The organism is Variovorax sp. YR566, from assembly GCF_051992195.1.
GTDB lineage: Bacteria > Pseudomonadota > Gammaproteobacteria > Burkholderiales > Burkholderiaceae_C > Variovorax.
Genome location: NZ_CP197092.1, coordinates 4,604,431 through 4,621,042 on the forward strand (window position 1 = coordinate 4,604,431; position 16,612 = coordinate 4,621,042).

Consider the following 16,612-nt stretch of genomic DNA (forward strand, 5'->3'; position numbering starts at 1 on the left):
GTTTGAAGCTCAATGAAATCCTTGTGCCAGCTCACGCGTGACCTCGGCCGCAGGCAGCTCGCGGCAGCCGGTGGCGTTCTGCCCCGACCACAGCGGAGAGAAGTCGCCGTTGCCCTGCGCCTCGGCCTTGGCACGCAAGGGTGCGATGCCTGAAGTGGCCAGCGGAAACTCCGGCGCGGCTGCGCCGATGGGCCCCAGCTCGCGCATCACGCGGTTCACGATGCCGCGCGCCGGCCGGCCGGTAAAGAGATTGGTCAGCGCCGTATGCCGCGCGGCCCTGCTCTTGAGCGCCTCGCGATGGAGCGCGCTGGTGGTCGCCTCGGGCGTCAGCAGGTAGGCCGTGCCAATCTGCACGCCCGCCGCGCCCATCGCCATGGCCGCGGCCACGCCGGCTGCATCGGCAATGCCACCGGCCGCGATCACCGGCACCTTCACGGCGTGCACCAGCTGCGGCAGCAGCGCGAAAGTGCCGAGTTGCCGCGTCAGGTCATGCGACAGGAAATGCCCGCGATGCCCGCCGGCTTCCAGCCCCTGCGCAATGACCGCATCCACGCCGCGCGCTTCGAGCCACTGCGCCTCTTCGACCGTGGTGGCCGAAGCCAGCACCTTCGCGCCCCAACCGTGCACCTGCGCCATCAGCGCTTCTGACGGCAGCCCGAAATGAAAGCTCACCACCGGCGGCTTGAACTCGGCCAGCAGGTCCGCCACTTCGGCGCTGAAGGGGTTGCGCCCCGGGCCGGTGGGAATGTTCGCCGCGTCGATGCCGAACTCGGCGTAATACGGCGCCAGCGCGGCACGCCAGGTCGCTTCGCGCTCGGCGCTCGGCACCGGCGGGGTGTGGCAGAAGAAATTGACGTTGTAGGGCTTGCTGGTGCCCGCGCGGATGGCAGCGAGCTCGCTGCGCATGACGTCGGGGCTCAGCATGGCACCTGGCAGCGAGCCCAGGCCGCCGGCATTGCTGACAGCAATGGCCAGCGCGCTACCCTGCACGCCGGCCATAGGAGCCTGAATGAGCGGAAGGTCCGTTCCGATGAGTTGTTGCAGCGTGGTCATTTGGAGCGCTCCTTGTTCGTGTGTCGCCGGGTGCCGGCCATTCTCCCGCCAAGCCGGAGGTTGCGGCGGCGGCGGGGTCATCATCGCCAAATGGCTTCGGCACAATCGCGCGCATGCCCATCCTGAACCCGACGCGGCCCGCTCACTCCCGGCCGCTGCAGCGCAGCATTGCTGCTGCCATTGCCACTGCCAGCCTCGTCATGCTCGGCGGCTGCCCGCAGAAAGAAGAAGCCCCCGCTACCACCGCCGACGCGCAGCCGGACAAAGCCGCAGTGGCCGTGGCAACCGCCGAGGCCGTTGCCCCCGCGGCACCGCCAGCATCACCGGCACCACCAGTGCCTCACCCCACCGCATCGGCCACGCTCAAGCGAGCCGAACTCATGGCGCTGGTGTTCCCCGACTCCCAGGACCCGGGCGCCTCGCCCCGACAGCCCGACACCGTCTCGCTGCCCGAGAGGGCCAACGAGGGCAAGACAGTGCCCGGCAGCGAGGCCGATCAACAGGCTCAGGTGTCGCCGCGCGAAGTGGTGCGGCTGGACGATACGCACGCCGTCATGCTGACCGAAACTGTGCCGCTCGACGACCGGGGCGAGCCGATGAACGGCCACGTGAACGGCGCATGGCTCGGCGCCTACTTCTTCGAGCAGAGCGCCGAGGGCTGGAAGCTCGCGAGCCGCAGCGACGCTGTCGACTACCTCGGCTTCATGGGCAACCTCGGCACCACCAAGGTCGAGCGCATCGCGCCCCAGCGCTTTGCGCTGACCATTGCCCACGGCAGTTGCTGGCAGGGCTACTGCGGGCAGTGGCTGTCGGTGTATGGGCTCGAAGCGGGCAAGGTGCGCGTGCTGGCAAGGGGCATTGCGCTGTCGGCCACCAATGAAAGCGCCGACGAGTCCTGCGAGAAAGCGCCCAGGCCCGGCAAGTCGGAAGAGCCGCCACGTGGCGCGTGCTTCGACGTCAGCGGCACGCCGAGCTTTACGCTGGGCACCGACGAAGCGCCGGGCGAGATGCGCATCGCGTTCAAGGGCGAACGAACGAGCGGCACCAAAAACCGCCGCGTGCTCACCATCGACAGCACGCTGGTCTATGCCTGGCGCAACGGCACCTATGTGCTGACCGAAGGGCGCAACCCCGTTCCGTCGTTCTGACGGGCGCGCGCTGCGGCACCAACCCCGCCGGTTATTCCTCGCTCGTCCACTCAACCTGCACGCCCAGGCTGCGCAGGTTCTCCACGAAGCGCGGATGCGCCCGTCGGATAGGCGCGGCGTTGCGGATCTCCGACTTGCCCTCGATGCTCGCCGCCACCATGAACAGCGCAATCGCCACGCGAATGATGTAGGGGCTCTCGACCACCGCGGGCGTCAGTGGATTGCCGCCGAAGGTAATGAGCCGGTGCGGGTCAGACGAGAACACGTGCGCGCCGAACTTCGAGAGCTCGCCCGTCCAGCCCAGCGCCCCGTCGTACACCTTGTTCCAGAACATCGCATTGCCCTGGGCGCGCACGCCCAGCGCGATGAAGATCGGCAGCAGGTCCACCGGAAAGTACGGCCACGGCGCCGCCTCGACCTTGGTGAGCACGTTGCTCGTGAAAGGTGTCTGCACCTTCAGCGGACCAGTGCGGATGGCGCGCGACCAGCCGTCCGCATGCTCGATCTGCACGCCGAACTTGGCGAAGGTGCGGTCCAGCAGCGGAAAGTTTTCAGGGGCGCTGTTGCGCACGACCACGTCGCCGCCGGTGATGGCGCCCAGCGCCAGGAAGGTCGTGATCTCGTGGAAGTCTTCGTCGAAGCGAAACTCGCCGCCCTTGAGCGCGCCGTTGCCATGCACCGTGAGCCGCGAGGTGCCCATGCCCTCGATGCGCACGCCAATCATGGCCATGAAGCGGCAGAACTCCTGCACGTGCGGCTCCGACGCGGCATTGGTCAGCGTCGAGGTGCCGCCCGTGGCGGCTGCGCACAGCACGAAGTTCTCGGTGGTCGTGACCGAGGCGTAGTCGAGCCAGTGATCGGTCGGCGTAAGCCGGCCTTTGCTGCGCACCAGCAGCGAGCCCTCGGTGCGCTCGACCTCGCCGCCGAAGCGCTGGAACACCTCCACGTGCGGATCGATCTCGCGCACGCCCAGCGTGCAGCCCTTCACGTTGTCTTCAAGCCGCGCAACGCCGAAGCGCGCCAGCAGCGGCGGCACCAGCATGATCGACGAGCGCATCTCTTCGGGCAGCCGGTGCAGCGATGCGTCGAAAGTGGTCTCGCGGTGATGCAGCTCGAGCGTGCCGGTCTCGTGGTCCATGTGCACGTCGCTGCCGAGGGTGCGGAAGATGTCGAGGATCTTGCGCACGTCGGTGATGTCGGGCACGCCATGCAGGCGCAGCGGCTCCCAGGTGAGCAAAGTGGCACAGAGCACCGGAAGCACGGCGTTCTTGTTGGCGGAGGGGGTGATGCGGCCACGCAGCGGCGTACCGCCGTGCACGATGAGGTTGGACATGAAGAAGAAGAAACAGAAACGGGGGGAGCGGGAGGCGGCGGGAAAAGGGTCGGAAACAGTCCGAAACCGGAGACGGGCACTTTACCGTCTGAAACCCGCATGTACGGGGCCGAAGTTGTAAGAACTTCAAAGCAGAAGCCACTGAGTTGGCAATTCTTTCGCATTACTGCGCGCCAGCAAGTTCGGTCAGGACAGCCGGTTTGCGGTACTTCATGATCGCCGCATGGACAACCCGATGCCCCGCGAGCCCGACATATTCGTCCCCCTCATGGCCTGGATCGAGGAGCGGCTCGACGACCACCTCACGCTCGAACTGATCGCGCAACGCGCGGGCTTTTCGGCGTACCACTTCTCCCGGATGTTCACCGCCCGCATGGGCCGCAGCGTCATGGCGCATGTGCGCGGGCGTCGACTCGTGCGCAGCGCCCGCAGGCTCTGCAGCGAGCCCGGCGTGAAGCTCATCGATCTGGCCCTGGATTGCGGCTTCGAATCGCAGGAGGCTTTCACGCGCGCATTCAAGCGCCTCTTCGGCGCGTCACCCGGCCGCTTTCGTACCGGCTTCTCTCCTACCCCTATCGAAGGACAGTTTCCAATGAACTCCCCCAGCAGTACCCCCACGGCAGTGGCCCGATTGCCCGAATTGACCGGGCTCGAGGCGTTCCGCGTCGCGGGCCCATCCCGGCGCTTCGACGACGCGACGAAGTCCGACATTCCCCAACTGTGGTCTGCGCTTGTCGGTGCCTTGCCGCTGAAGGCCCAGACCCCAAGCTGGGCGACGTACGGCGTGGTCTGGAGCGTGGACCAGGAGGCCGGGAGCTTCATGTACATGGCGGGCGTGGGCGTGGAAACCCACGGCGATCTCCCCAAGGGCTTCGAAGTGAAGGAGATTCCGGCGGCAACCTACGTCGTTTTTCGCATCGCCCTGAACGGGTCCGCGCTGCACCCGCAAGTCAAGAGCGCCATGGCGATCATCTGGGGCGAGTTGATTCCCGCCTCCGGCTTGCGGGTCGTCGACAGCCCCGACTTCGAGATGTACCACGGTCATTTCGCGCCCGACCAGCCAGGGGCCGTGATCGACTTCTACGTGCCCGTGGAAGCCTGAGCTCCCGGGCGGTGCCCACTCACGACGAACTTGTTACTCCCCCGCCGCGCCCTCGCTCGCCTAAATTGGTTGCACCCAGCCAGCCCCGCTGGAAAACAACCTCGAAAGGACAACACAAATGAGCCACGCCTACACCGGCGGCTGCGCGTGCGGCGCAATCCGCTACGAGATCTCGGCCGAGCCGATCTTCCAGAACGACTGCCAGTGCCGCGACTGCCAACGCAAGAGCGGCACCGGCCACGGCTCGTACCTCACCTTTCCGCGCGCCGGCGTAAAGCACAGCGGCAATGCCACGCTGTGGGACATGGTCGGCGACAGCGGCAACGTCAAGACCCGGGGGTTCTGCCCGAACTGCGGCTCGCCCGTGTACCTGACCTTTGCGGCGATGCCCGACGTCTTCACCGTGCACGCCGCAAGCCTCGACGATCCTGGCCGGTACAAGCCGCAGGCGGTTACGTACACCGTGCGTGGGCATGGATGGGACTTTCTGGACCCGGCACTGCCCAAGTTCGACAAGATGCCGCCGATGTGATGGCCCTGCCCGTTGGCTCAACTGAGATCTACGGCACCTTGGCATAGCCCATCCCATCGGTCCAGATGTCTCGCATGCTCTCCAACAGGCTCTTCGGGATTCGCTGGTCACTGGCCATCAGGCCCAGCGTCTTCTGCATCCCCTGCGCGATTCGCGCGAGAACGAGTTCTGGCTTTGCGACCCCGCAGACCTTGCGGCCGAACAGCAGCAGTTCCTCGGTCGTCGGGTAGGCCTTCGTGTGGCCCTTGCCGGCGAAGAGCTTGAGCGCCAGTGTGCGGTCCTCGAGCTCGGGGCCGCCTTCATAGCGCGTGTACCGATAGAGCGCGGTTGTCACCACATCGAACATCGGCGCAAGGCGGCAGTCAGCGGTCGAGGTATAGAGCAAGCCGTAGTTCTTGAGGTGGCCATCGCCGTTGCGCACCATGATGCTGAACGCCACTTGCTCGAAAAACCGCTCGAGGTTCTCGCTGGGCAGTTGAAGGTACTGCATCAGTTCGGCGATGCGCTGGTAGCTTCCGTGGTACTTGCGGTCGGATTGGATGTCGCGCACCCGAAGATTCATCAGCGCCGCAATGTCCTCGAAACCGATCCGGGACCCATCCGACGCGATGTCGAATCGGTCGACCAGCAGCAGATGCCCGTCGTCCGAGAGGTCGAACGTGGGTGTCTCGATGCCTGCGTGGCCAGCAGCCGTCAGGCACATGAACTCGTTGGCCGACAGGCCCGGGTAGGACGGTGCCGCAGCCTTCACGATGATCGTGGGCACTGGAACGCTGACCCGATCCGGCACCATGATCTTCGGCTGCATGCCGGCAATGCCGGCGCCCGTGCTCAGGTATGCGCGCACCAGTTCGTCGAACACCTCTGGCGTGTAGCGGGTTCCGAGCAAGGTCTTGCGGTCGATGACCCGAGGCATCGCAAGCGGCTGCGCCCCCGGCAACCGAAAGCCCAACCGACCGATACCGTTGGATCCCACCACCGCGAGCATGTGCATCTGAGTGAGCTGTTGCTTGGGAAACATCGCTCGCAGACGCAGGTACAGGTCACCCTCGGGCAGGTTCTGATCCATCACAGCGAAGAGGTCGCCGTCCTGGTAAGTCGGCCGGGTCGGCGGCATGAGCAACGCGACGGCGGGCTGCTCCACACGGCCGTCGAGATACCGGAACTCGTAGACCGAGTGTTTGAGCAACTGGCCGGCCGGCTCGCCGGCGATCCCAACGTCGAGCTGCCTGATCTTTTCAGGAAGCATCGTCGTCATCCTGTCCAAAGCGTTCCGTAACTTCTTCCAGCGTCGGCATGCCCAGGCGCTCCAGGCTGATCGTGAGATCCATGGCACGCAGGATGTCAAAAAGCGAGGCAAGCGTGATGTCTTCCCCCCGCTCCAGTCGATAGAGAACATTGCGCGCGCGGCCCGAGCGCGCGGCGATGTCGGTCGCCTTCAGGCGGCCATCTTTTCGCGCACGTTGGATTGCCTGGCCCAGTTCGATGGGCAGTCTTATTTTGTCCTTCATACGACACATTATTAATGTATATAGGCTTAATGTCCATTAAACAGGACATTCCTAGCTCCGCTACCGGCCCGGCAACTCGATCACCTCGCGCACCAGGTCGATGAAGGCCCTCAGCCCCGCCGGCACGTTGCGCCGGCTCGGGTAATACAGGCAGATGCCCGGGTAGCTTGGCGACCACTCTTCCAGCAGCGGCACCAGCCGGCCGCTGGCCAGGTCTTCTGCGACGTGGAACATCCCCATGTAGGCAATGCCCACGCCTGCGCGCGCCGCCTCCAGCATCAGCAGGGGCTCGTCGAGCGTGATGGGGCCGGGCACGTCGAGCGTCATCGCCTCGCCGTGGCGCGCGAACTCCCAGCGGTAAACGATGCCGCTCGAAAACCGCCAGCGCACGCAGCGGTGCGCCATCAGGTCGTCGGGCACCTGGGGCGCGGGGTGCTTCTGCAGATATTGCGGCGACGCGACCACCACCATGCGCTGCTCGCCGCTCATGGGCACGGCCACCATGTCGCGCGGCACGGCCTCGGCCAGGCAAATGCCGGCGTCGAAGCCCTCGGCCACGATGTCGATCATCCGGCGCTCGGTCACGATGTCTACCTTCATGTCGGGGTAGCGGCGCAGGTACTCCAGCACCACCGGCGCGAAGATCATCTGCGCCGCGCCGACCGAACTGTTGAGCCGCAGGGTGCCGGTGGGCGTGTCGCGCAGCTCGTTGGTCGCCTCCATGGCGCCGCGGATGTCGGCCAGCGCCGGTGCGATGCGCGCGATGAACTGCTCGCCCGCCTCGGTGGTAGACACGCTGCGCGTGGTGCGGTTGAACAGGCGCACGCCCAGCCGCGCCTCCAGCCCCGCCACCGTGGCGCTGAGGGCCGAGCGCGACATGCCCATGTCGACCGCCGCCGCCCTGAAACCGCCGTGCCGGGCCACCGCCAGCACCGCCTCCAGCTCTATCAATCCGCTGCTGTGCATGGTGGATTGTCCTGATTATCTGAATGACGCATGGTGATTTGGCCGGCTTCTCAAGTCAATGCTCGCGCCCTAGATTTGATTCAAGCCGGTTTTCCGCTCCGGCGAATCCAAGGAACACACCATGCGCAACATCGACCAGATCTACATCGACGGCGCCTTCGTCACCCCCCACGGGCGCGAACAGGCCGAGCTCATCAACCCATCCACCGAGGCCGTCATCGGCCACGTCACCCTGGGTGACCGCGAAGACACGCTGCGGGCCATTGCCGCCGCCAAGCGCGCCTGGCCCGCCTACGCGCGCACCACCAAGGCCGAGCGCATCGCGCTGCTTCACCGCCTGCATGCCGCGGTGCTCGCCCGCGCCGACGATATCAATGCCGCTACCACCGAGGAGTACGGCGGCCCCGTGTCCCGCGCCAGCTGGGTTGCACGGTATGCGGCAGAGGCCTTCCTGCTCGCGGCGAAGACGCTGGAGCAATACCCCCTCACCCGCCAGATCGGCAGCGCACAGGTCGTGATGGAGCCGGTCGGCGTGGCCGGCCTCATCACGCCCTGGAATTCCAACGCCGGCTTCATCTGCAACAAGCTAGCGACCGCGCTGGCCGCCGGCTGCACCGTGGTCATCAAGCCCAGCGAGATGAGCGCCATCCAGACCCAGGTGGTCACCGAGGCACTGCACGCCGCGGGCCTGCCGCCGGGGCTCTTCAACATCGTCAACGGCCGGGGCGACGTGGTGGGCGCGGAGCTGAGCAGTCACCACGACATCGCCAAGATTTCTTTCACCGGCAGCACCGCCGTGGGCAAGGCCATCCAGCGCGCCGGGGCAGACACCCTGAAGCGCGTGACGCTGGAGCTGGGCGGCAAGTCGCCCACCGTGGTGCTGGACGACGCCGACTTCGCCACCGCCATTCCCCTGGCGGTGACGGCCGGCTTCCAGAACAGCGGCCAGGCCTGCCTGGCCGGCACCCGCATCCTGGTGCCCGAACACCGGCTGGACGAGGCCATCGCGCTGGCCCGGGCGGCAGTCGAGGCCGCGAAGGTCGGCGACCCGCGCGATGCCGCGACCGAGATCGGCCCCATGGTCAGCCGCAAGCAGTGGGAGCGGGTGCAGGGCTATATCCGCAAGGGAACGGAAGAAGGCGCGCGACTCATTGCCGGTGGCGAGGGCCGCCCGGCAGGCCTCGCCGCCGGCTTCTACGTGCGCCCCACCCTGTTCGCCGGAGTACGCAACGACATGGTCATCGCGCGTGAAGAAATCTTCGGGCCCGTGCTCTGCCTCATTACCTACCGCGACGAGGAAGACGCCATCGCAATCGCCAACGACACGGTCTACGGCCTGCAGGCGGTGGTGCTGTCGGGCAGCGACGAACACGCCCTCGCCGTGGGCTCCCGCCTGCAAGCGGGCCGGGTGCTGATCAACGGCCTGCACCACGAGCCCCTGGCGCCCTTCGGCGGCTTCAAGCAATCGGGCATCGGCCGCGAGTTCGGCACCTTCGGGCTGGAGGCGTATCTGGAGCCCAAGTCGGTGATACGGGCGGCCTGAACTCGAAGGCCTTCCCTACCCCGTCAGTGCCTCGCACTGGACTTCGATACGGGCGTGAAGCAGGCCCAGCGTTGCCGAGAGAAGCCGCTGCAGCGAGGCACGCTGGCATGCATCGAATAGCGGCGCGGGGTCTGCGTCGGACGAAGCGGCATCGCGCCGGTCTTCGTCCCAGCCTAGCAACTGGATCAGTGTTTGCGCGCCCTGCACTACGTCGCGTGCGTCGTTCAGGAATGCGGCCTGGCTTTGTTGAGAAGGATTGAGCCGGTCGCCTTGAACCCATTCGAAGGGTTTGAACTGGGCGGTGGGACGATAGAGCGCGCAAGCACAACGGGCGTTGGTGCTTGCGTCGTTTGAAGAAGCATTGGCCATGGGCCTCCCAAGGATGTCGATTTGCAGAAACCGACGCACCCGCTGTCAAACGAGGGCGGCAGCTCGAACGGGTTGACAGACCGGGACATCCTTGCGGAAACCGGCAGGGCGCGAGCCCTCCCGTTCGAGCCGCCTAAAAAAATAGGCGCAAACGAAAAAGCCGCAGACCAAGTGCGGTAGCTGCGGCTTTCGTCGCAGGATGTCAGCGGGCTGTCAAACCCGACCTCGCTTATCGCGGGGCGGGGGCAATGTAAGCGGTGTTGATGGACCCCGTCAAGTTTGGGAGGCCGAGGCCCTCGTGCATACAACATTGAGACTTTTCAGTCTCCGAGCAGGCTTCGATGACCGCGCCTCGCGAGAGATTGCAACGCATTCGAAAGGGCAGCACTATCACCGGCCTCCCCAACAAATACGCATGACCATCACAAGCCCCCTCAATCGCATGAAGGCAAAAGAACGGATGCTGAGGATCTTTGCGCTCGCAAACGATCCCGCGACTGCAGCCAAACCGCTTTCGGACGATGAACTCGAAGCGATGCTCGACGCGGTCCGTGAATTGATTCCGCTTCGGAAGCCTGCACAGCACGAGGCACTTGAACGTTTTCTCTATGCCGGAGCCTGTCGCTTTGATCGGTGGTTTCCGCCGACTCCCTTCGTGGTTCCCCCATCCAACGCCGAGAAGTTCTCCAAGTTTGCTGCGGCACTCTCGCGCGCGGAACGCGATCACCCATTAAACAGCCCCGTGTTTCAACTGCACGCGATCAAGGACGAAATCTTCCATCGACTAGATGGCATCGCTCACAGCGACATTCCAGAACAGGTACTGAGGCAATTCCGTGAAAAGCTGGAGCGGGTTGCATCGCCCGAGAGCTCTACCAAACAGGCGGAGTTCTCACAGCAAAAGGATGAGATTTCGATGCTCCTTCGCGGCATCGGCGACGGCAGCTTGCAGACGATCCTCACGTTCGACATTCCCTATTTGCTCCACAAGCAGAAGCTCAATCTGAGCTTTGTATGGCGCGAGATCCCGATGCAAATCTTCATCACTCCTCGCTTCCGTCCTCTCGAGGAGACGTTCTTTGGCGCGGCGGAGGGCGCGGCGCTCTCGGTAGGCGCATCACGGTGGCAAACGGGGACATCGCACGTCACCATCCAGATGGCAGCGCTGTTGGATGGCAGTGCCTACACGGAAAGTCTTCAGGCGTTCGTTGACCAAGACCCAACAATCGAAGGCTGGCCAAAATCGTTTACCTGGGCCTTCCTGATTTTTAGTGACATGACATGGCGATTGAAGGCCGACCATGGCGGGCACCAGGACTGGATTCCCGCGCCTCGCGATCTGTCTGCCTTGGAATACTCGATCAAGACATCGGAACGCGAAAGCCTCGCGTTCATTGCAAAGGGTTCGCCGGCGGCTTTAATTGAGATTTTCGAACCCAGTGACGAGGTACTTGCCATTGAACTCAAAGCACTCGATTCGCTGCCATGGCCTCAGGAATGTCGCACGAGAGCCAGCATGTACTTGGAATTGGGCGACACAAATGAGGCCCTGTTCTGGCTCAACGTGTCTGTGGAGTCGCTGGTCGCTGGTCGCTTCAAGGAGATTGAGCAAGCGACGGGTGAAACAGGCCTCGCAGAGGCTTTGGGCAGCCCCAAAGAGTTCTGGGATCAGGCGGAGCAGATATTGAGCAAGCAGTTCCCCGACATGGCCGACAAAGTGAAATGGCCTTCTGCCCCCATCCACGTCAGCGTCTTCGGAAAGCTGAAAGTGCTCTATCGCCGAGTCGCCATGAGAACCTCCCTAGAGGAACTCCTCCGAAAGTACCGCGACGTTTCTGGCGAGCGCAATGACTTATTCCACGGCACACGTACGGGTCGCGTGTCCGTCGCCGCCGTGAGAAAGGCGTTCGACGCTCTGGCGTGGATCGATGAAAACATGTGGCCGCAGGCACCGGGGGCGGTCGCGCCCTCACCCTCCTAGGTCGGGCAGACAGACATTTTCCGGCTTGCCTTGCCTGCTTGGGATTAGCCGCAGGACAACGAAGCGGCTGAATGCTTTGACCCAAAATAGCGCCGCTGTGCACCCCGAAGAAAGTCCTTTCGGATTCAGCTCCGAATCGCCTAGTGGGCTTCGTGATTTATCTACGCCAACTCCCGCACCGCCGCCCGCGCACAAACCAAAAACGGCTCAATCAACGGACTATCCCAATCGCTCCGCCAGCAAGCCGCAATCTCCATCCGCGCATCGACATTGCGCAAAGCCCTGAACACCACCCCGGGCGGCCGCCCGATCTGCGCGCAGGCGGGCAATATCGCCACGCCCTTCCCCGCCAGCACCAGCGCCAGTGCCGACACCATCGTCTCGACCCGCTGCGCAATCGGCATGCTCACGTCGTGCCGTCGCAGCAGCGACGCGACGACCGATTTGTCTACGTCGCCCTCGGGCATGGGCAGCCCGATGAGCGGCAGGCCCGAGAGGCGCGTCAGCGGAATGCTGGGCAGTCGCGCGAGCGGTGAATCGGAGCGCACCGCTAGCATCAGCGGCTGGCTGCCGATGCGCTCTGCCGCAATGCCCGCCTGCGCAATGGGAGGAATGCAGATGGCCACCGACACGTCGGAGTTGGTGAGGGCCGATACGTTGTTGACGGCGTTCAGCTCCGCATACTGGATCTCCACCTCGGGCAGCCTGCGCCGCAATTCGTTTTCCAGCCGCGGCAGCACCAGGTAAGACAGCACGACCATGGTGCCGATGGTGAGCCGGCCCCGGCTGCCCGAGCCGACGGCGCGCGCGGCGTCGAAGCCTTCGTTGGCCAGCAGCAGTGCCTCTTTCGCGCGCCGAAACAGTGCATTTCCTGCATCGGTTATTTCCATGCCGTGCGCTGCCCTGCGAAAGAGCGGCGTGCCCACCGCCGCCTCGAGGTTCTTGATGTGAACGGACAGCGGCGGCTGCGCCATGTTGAGCCGGCGCGCGGCCTTGCCGACGCTGCGCTCCTCGGCAACGGCCACGAAATAGCGGAGGGTTCGAAGGTCTGGGGTAGCCATACGCTGTGCATATGCCTTTTCTGGAAAACAGTATTGGACGACTTGTTGCGGCGCATCAATCATTTGCGCCATGAAAAACTTTCCCGTCCTTCTTCCAAAGTCCGAGATCTGCGAGATGCCAGCAACAACCATGCGCAGGCTGGTCGCGCAGCGCGAGCTCTCGCCGGTGGAGATCGTCGAAGAGGTGCTGCGCCGGGCCGATGCGCTGCAGCCGCACCTGAACTGCTTCATCACGCTGTGCCATGAACAGGCGCTGCAGCAGGCCAGGGAGGCCGAACAGGCGCAGATGCGCGGCGAGGCTTCGGGCCTGCTGCATGGCCTGCCCTTCACGGTGAAGGACATCGTCGACACGGCGAACGTGCGCACCACTTACGGCTCTTTGCTGCACCGCGACCATGTGCCCACGAAAGATGCGGTGGCCGTGGCGCGGATGCGCGAGGCCGGCGCCATCCTCATCGGCAAGACCACCTCTTCGGAATTCGGCGCGAAGTGCCTGACCGATGCGCCGCTGTTCGGAAGCACCCGCAACGCGTGGAATGCGTCGCGCACCAGCGGCGGCTCCAGCGGTGGCGCAGCAGCGTCGATGGCAGCGGGCCTCGCACCACTCGCCATTGCCACCGACGGCGGCGGCTCCACGCGCATTCCCGCCGCGTGCAATGGCGTGGTCGGCCTGAAGCAGAGCCTGGGCGTGGTGCCCCACAGCCAGGTGCAGGACGCGTTCGGCAACTACACCTACGTGACGCCCACCACGCGCAACGTGGCCGACACGGCACTGATGCTGCAGGCCATGACCGGCGCGCACGGGTCCGACCCGTGGTCGCTGGGCGTGCCGGCCCAGCGCTACTTCGACGACCTGCAAGCCGGCGGCGACCTTCGCGGCAAGCGCATTCTTTTCTGCGCCGCGCCGGTGGGGCGGCCGATTGCGGCGGACGTTGCGTCTGCCTTCGAGGCCGCTCTTGCAACGCTGGAGTCGATGGGTGCCGTGCTGGAGCCGATGTCGGGCGAAGGCTTCGACGTGGAGCCTGTGTGGCGCGTGATCAACCACACCAGCTGGCGCGGCCGCTTCGCGCCCATGGCCGCGGCGCATGGCGACCAGATGAGCCCGTCGCTGCTGAAGCAGCTTGCACTGGCGGAGCATGTGGATGGCGTTGCGTTCCAGCAGGCCATGTTCGCGCGGACAGCGTTGTTCCGCGAGGTGCAGGCGCGGCTGGAAACGCACGACTTCATCTTCACGCCCACGCTCTCGCGCACGGCCCTGCCCATCGACCAGGACCTGTTCGGCAGCATCGAGATCGACGGCAAGGAATACGCCGAGGTGCGCGCGAACTGGTTCCCCTGGACGATGCCGTTCAACCTCACGGGTCACCCCGCGATCAGCCTGCCCTGCGGCGCAGACCGCGAGGGCCTGCCCATCGGCATGCAGCTGGTCGGGCGCTTTCGTGAAGACGCGCAGTTGCTGCAGGCCGCTGCCTCGTTCGAAGCGGAGCACTGGCCGGCGAATCCGCTGCCGGTCGTGGCTTTCTGAAGCCACCACCCCTTTTTGCCCTTTTCTCTCTTCCGATTTTTCAACCAGCAGGTAGCCACCATGACCTCGTTCCTGAAGACACTCGTGCTCGGCGCGTCGATTGCCCTGGCCGGCATCACCGCGCACGCCGACAACGCGCCCGTGCGCCTCATCATCGGCGTTCCGCCGGGTGGAGCGCTCGACAACCTGGCACGCTCCATCGCCGAAGAATTGCGCGGCTCGCTCAAGGAGCCCGTTCTGGTGGAGAGCCGCCCCGGTGCGTCCACGCGCATTTCCATCGAGGCGGTGAAGGCCGCTCGACCCGATGGCCGCACGATCCTCATCGGTGCAACACCGCCCTTCGTGCTGTTTCCGATGACCTATGCGCGGCTGAACTACGACGTCGACAAAGACTTCATTCCCGTCGCGCATCTGGCCAACGTGCCCAGTGTCGTTTCCACCGGCGCAGACCAGCCGTACAAGACGATTCCCGAATACATCGCGTGGATCAAGAAGAACCCCGCTCAGGGCAGTGTGGGCATAACAAACCTCGGCGGCGGCCTGCACTTCAGCGTGTGGCAGCTGTCGAAGGCCATCGGCGTGCCGCTCACGGCCGTCTCTTACCGGGGCGGCGCTCCGCTGGCGACGGACATCATCGGCGACCACGTGCCGCTGGGCGCCGACGCGCTGGCCACGCAGCTGGAGCTGCACCGCTCAGGCAAGCTGCGCATCCTTGGCGTGGCGGGCACGAAGCGGCTTAGCTGGCTGCCCGATGTTCCGACCCTCAAGGAAGCGGGCTACGACGCCTTCGACCGTGCCAACGCGTCCTATGCCGCCTTCGTGCCGGCGGGCACGCCGAAGGACGTTGTCGCGAAGCTTGAAAAAGCCTTCCTGGCCGCAATGCGCAGCCAGCAGGTGCGCGGCCAGCTCGACCGCATGGGGCTCGACGCAACCGGGCTGCCCGGCGCCGAAGTGACGCGCCTCATGAACGAAGACCGCGAGTACTGGCGGCCCATCGTCAAGGCTTCGGGCTTCAAGAGCGATGAGTGAAGCGGCGGCGGAAGACGAGGAAAGGGCCGCGTGGGCGGTGCTCGTTGTTGCAAGCCTGGGTGCGTTTCTCTGCTTCCTGAACCTCAGCGCGCTCAACGTGGCGCTGCCTTCGGTGGCGCGCGGCCTGAACGCTTCGCCGTCGCAGGCGAGCTGGATCCTGCTGTCTTACATGCTGGTCAGCACGGTGTGCATCCTCAGCTTCGGGAGGCTGGCCGATCTGTGGGGGCGGCGGCGGCTCTTTCTTGCGGGGCTGGGGCTTTTTCTGATTGCGTGTGCGGCCTGTGCGGCCGCAACGAGCTTCGGCGCCATGCTGTTCTTTCGCATCTGCCAGGCCGTGGGTGCGGCTGGCGTCATGGCCAACTCCAGCGCATTGGTAGGCGATGCCTTCGGCCGCAGGAAGGTGGGCCTGGCGCTCGGCGTACTCGCCATGGTGGCCGCGCTTGCGCAGGTCGTGGGGCCGCTGGCTGGCGGCTTTGTCGTGTCGTGGTGGGGCTGGCGCGTTCTCTTTGTGCTGAACGTGCCTGTCGGGCTTTGCGTGCTGGCTTGGTCATGGCGGGTTCTGCCGAAGAGCGCGGCAGCGGCCAAGGCCGAGCGCTTCGACCTGGCCGGTGCCCTGCTGTCGTTCGTCGGCATCGGAGGCGTGATCTATGCGCTCTCGATGGTGGGAACACGCGGCTGGGCGAGCACACCGGTGTGGGCCTTCATGCTCTCAGGCGTCTGCGCCCTCCTCTTGTTCGCCAAGGTGCAGCAGCGCACGGCGAGCCCCTTGGTCGACCCAGTGCTGTTCAGGGACTCGGGGCGTCGCACGGCGTACGCAGGCATCCTGCTCCTGTCGATGTCGCAGGCTGCGCCACTGCTGCTCGTGGCCCTGTATCTCCAGGCTTGCGCGGGGCTGGCGCCATCGGAGGCGGGCATGCGCATCGCGCCGGTCGCGCTGGGGATGCTGATGGCCGCTCCTACTGCCGGCAGCCTGATGCGGCGCTTCTCGCCCCAAGCCATCTGCGTGGCGGGCATGCTGCTTGCCGCAGGCGCGCTGGCGCTGTTGGCGGCAATGCTGCAGCCGGCCATCGGCGCCGGGCAACTGGCCGCATGCCTGTGGATGCTGGGCCTGGGCATCGGAAGCTTCGTGACGCCCAACAACGCGTCGATTCTGCAAAGCGTGGTGCCGCAGCGCCGGGGCATTGCGAACGGCGTGCGCTCGACGCTGCAGAACACCGGAATCATGATGGGAACGGCCTTGGCGTTGAGCGTGGCGATGGCCGGTCTGCCCTACAGCTCGCAGCTCATGATTCTCGGGAATGGCGGTTCAGGGCTCTCGGGCGTCGATGTCGCTGCATTCACTCACGGGGCGAGAAATGCTTTCGCGATGCTTGCTTGTCTTTGCCTTGCGGGTGCGGCGCTGATTGCGAAGAACCACCGCACGTCACGGGCACGAGAACCGGCCTGAAACAAGCGGCAG

General features: G+C 65.2%; 15 protein-coding genes. 8 read left to right on the forward strand and 7 right to left on the reverse strand.

What is annotated here, in order from left to right; genetic code table 11:
- Window positions 1-9 precede the first annotated feature (9 nt).
- Complete coding sequence (locus ACTG4X_RS21695) at window positions 10-1,053, reverse strand: NAD(P)H-dependent flavin oxidoreductase (RefSeq protein WP_440531878.1); 1,044 nt, start codon at window positions 1,051-1,053, stop codon at window positions 10-12.
- Between the two features lie 113 nt (window positions 1,054-1,166).
- Between ACTG4X_RS21695 and ACTG4X_RS21700 the strand changes: the two genes are divergently transcribed.
- Window positions 1,167-2,201 (forward strand): hypothetical protein, encoded by a 1,035-nt coding sequence (locus ACTG4X_RS21700; RefSeq protein ID WP_440531879.1) that lies wholly within the window; start codon window positions 1,167-1,169, stop codon window positions 2,199-2,201.
- Window positions 2,202-2,232: 31 nt separating this feature from the next.
- On the opposite strand, the gene ACTG4X_RS21705 is transcribed toward ACTG4X_RS21700, so the two are convergent.
- Complete coding sequence (locus ACTG4X_RS21705) at window positions 2,233-3,534, reverse strand: UDP-N-acetylglucosamine 1-carboxyvinyltransferase (protein WP_440531880.1); 1,302 nt, start codon at window positions 3,532-3,534, stop codon at window positions 2,233-2,235.
- Window positions 3,535-3,769: 235 nt separating this feature from the next.
- Between ACTG4X_RS21705 and ACTG4X_RS21710 the strand changes: the two genes are divergently transcribed.
- Together ACTG4X_RS21710 and ACTG4X_RS21715 are read left to right on the forward strand one after the other, a co-directional pair.
- A complete protein-coding gene (locus tag ACTG4X_RS21710; RefSeq protein WP_440531881.1) occupies window positions 3,770-4,636 on the forward strand; it encodes an AraC family transcriptional regulator in 867 nt (288 codons plus the stop codon).
- A gap of 118 nt (window positions 4,637-4,754) precedes the next feature.
- The gene (locus ACTG4X_RS21715; RefSeq protein WP_093073234.1) at window positions 4,755-5,168 is read left to right on the forward strand and encodes a GFA family protein; all 414 of its coding nucleotides are present in this window, start codon (window positions 4,755-4,757) and stop codon (window positions 5,166-5,168) included.
- A gap of 28 nt (window positions 5,169-5,196) precedes the next feature.
- Here ACTG4X_RS21715 and ACTG4X_RS21720 read toward each other — a convergent pair whose 3' ends face one another.
- From ACTG4X_RS21720 to ACTG4X_RS21730, 3 genes are read right to left on the reverse strand one after another with little or no spacing between them, the layout of a single operon-like run.
- Window positions 5,197-6,417: a type II toxin-antitoxin system HipA family toxin gene (locus tag ACTG4X_RS21720; RefSeq protein ID WP_093055531.1), complete on the reverse strand. Its 1,221-nt coding sequence runs from the start codon at window positions 6,415-6,417 to the stop codon at window positions 5,197-5,199.
- On the reverse strand, window positions 6,407-6,679 hold the full coding sequence (locus ACTG4X_RS21725) for a helix-turn-helix domain-containing protein (RefSeq protein ID WP_256216607.1): 273 nt from the start codon (window positions 6,677-6,679) through the stop codon (window positions 6,407-6,409). Before ACTG4X_RS21725 ends, ACTG4X_RS21720 begins: the two co-directional genes overlap by 11 nt.
- Window positions 6,680-6,739: 60 nt before the next feature.
- Complete coding sequence (locus ACTG4X_RS21730) at window positions 6,740-7,645, reverse strand: LysR family transcriptional regulator (RefSeq protein WP_440531882.1); 906 nt, start codon at window positions 7,643-7,645, stop codon at window positions 6,740-6,742.
- A gap of 121 nt (window positions 7,646-7,766) precedes the next feature.
- Between ACTG4X_RS21730 and ACTG4X_RS21735 the strand changes: the two genes are divergently transcribed.
- On the forward strand, window positions 7,767-9,188 hold the full coding sequence (locus ACTG4X_RS21735) for an aldehyde dehydrogenase family protein (protein ID WP_440531883.1): 1,422 nt from the start codon (window positions 7,767-7,769) through the stop codon (window positions 9,186-9,188).
- Window positions 9,189-9,203: 15 nt separating this feature from the next.
- Here ACTG4X_RS21735 and ACTG4X_RS21740 read toward each other — a convergent pair whose 3' ends face one another.
- Entirely contained in the window at window positions 9,204-9,557 is a 354-nt protein-coding gene (locus tag ACTG4X_RS21740; protein WP_440531884.1) for a hypothetical protein, read from the reverse strand.
- Between the two features lie 415 nt (window positions 9,558-9,972).
- Between ACTG4X_RS21740 and ACTG4X_RS21745 the strand changes: the two genes are divergently transcribed.
- Window positions 9,973-11,538 carry a hypothetical protein gene (locus tag ACTG4X_RS21745; RefSeq protein ID WP_440531885.1) on the forward strand — a complete coding sequence of 522 codons (1,566 nt, stop codon included), beginning with the start codon at window positions 9,973-9,975 and terminating at the stop codon, window positions 11,536-11,538.
- Between the two features lie 161 nt (window positions 11,539-11,699).
- On the opposite strand, the gene ACTG4X_RS21750 is transcribed toward ACTG4X_RS21745, so the two are convergent.
- On the reverse strand, window positions 11,700-12,671 hold the full coding sequence (locus tag ACTG4X_RS21750; protein ID WP_440531886.1) for a LysR family transcriptional regulator: 972 nt from the start codon (window positions 12,669-12,671) through the stop codon (window positions 11,700-11,702).
- A 43-nt stretch (window positions 12,672-12,714) separates the two neighbouring features.
- Between ACTG4X_RS21750 and ACTG4X_RS21755 the strand changes: the two genes are divergently transcribed.
- The 3 genes from ACTG4X_RS21755 to ACTG4X_RS21765 are packed head-to-tail and all read left to right on the forward strand — an operon-like array spanning window position 12,715 to window position 16,600.
- Window positions 12,715-14,124 carry an amidase gene (locus tag ACTG4X_RS21755; RefSeq protein WP_440531887.1) on the forward strand — a complete coding sequence of 470 codons (1,410 nt, stop codon included), beginning with the start codon at window positions 12,715-12,717 and terminating at the stop codon, window positions 14,122-14,124.
- A 60-nt stretch (window positions 14,125-14,184) separates the two neighbouring features.
- Window positions 14,185-15,153: a tripartite tricarboxylate transporter substrate-binding protein gene (locus ACTG4X_RS21760; protein ID WP_093050489.1), complete on the forward strand. Its 969-nt coding sequence runs from the start codon at window positions 14,185-14,187 to the stop codon at window positions 15,151-15,153.
- Window positions 15,146-16,600, forward strand: coding sequence for an MFS transporter (locus ACTG4X_RS21765; protein WP_440531888.1), 1,455 nt, complete (start codon window positions 15,146-15,148; stop codon window positions 16,598-16,600). The genes ACTG4X_RS21760 and ACTG4X_RS21765 overlap by 8 nt, the downstream gene beginning before the upstream one ends.
- The last annotated feature ends 12 nt before the right edge of the window (window positions 16,601-16,612 follow it).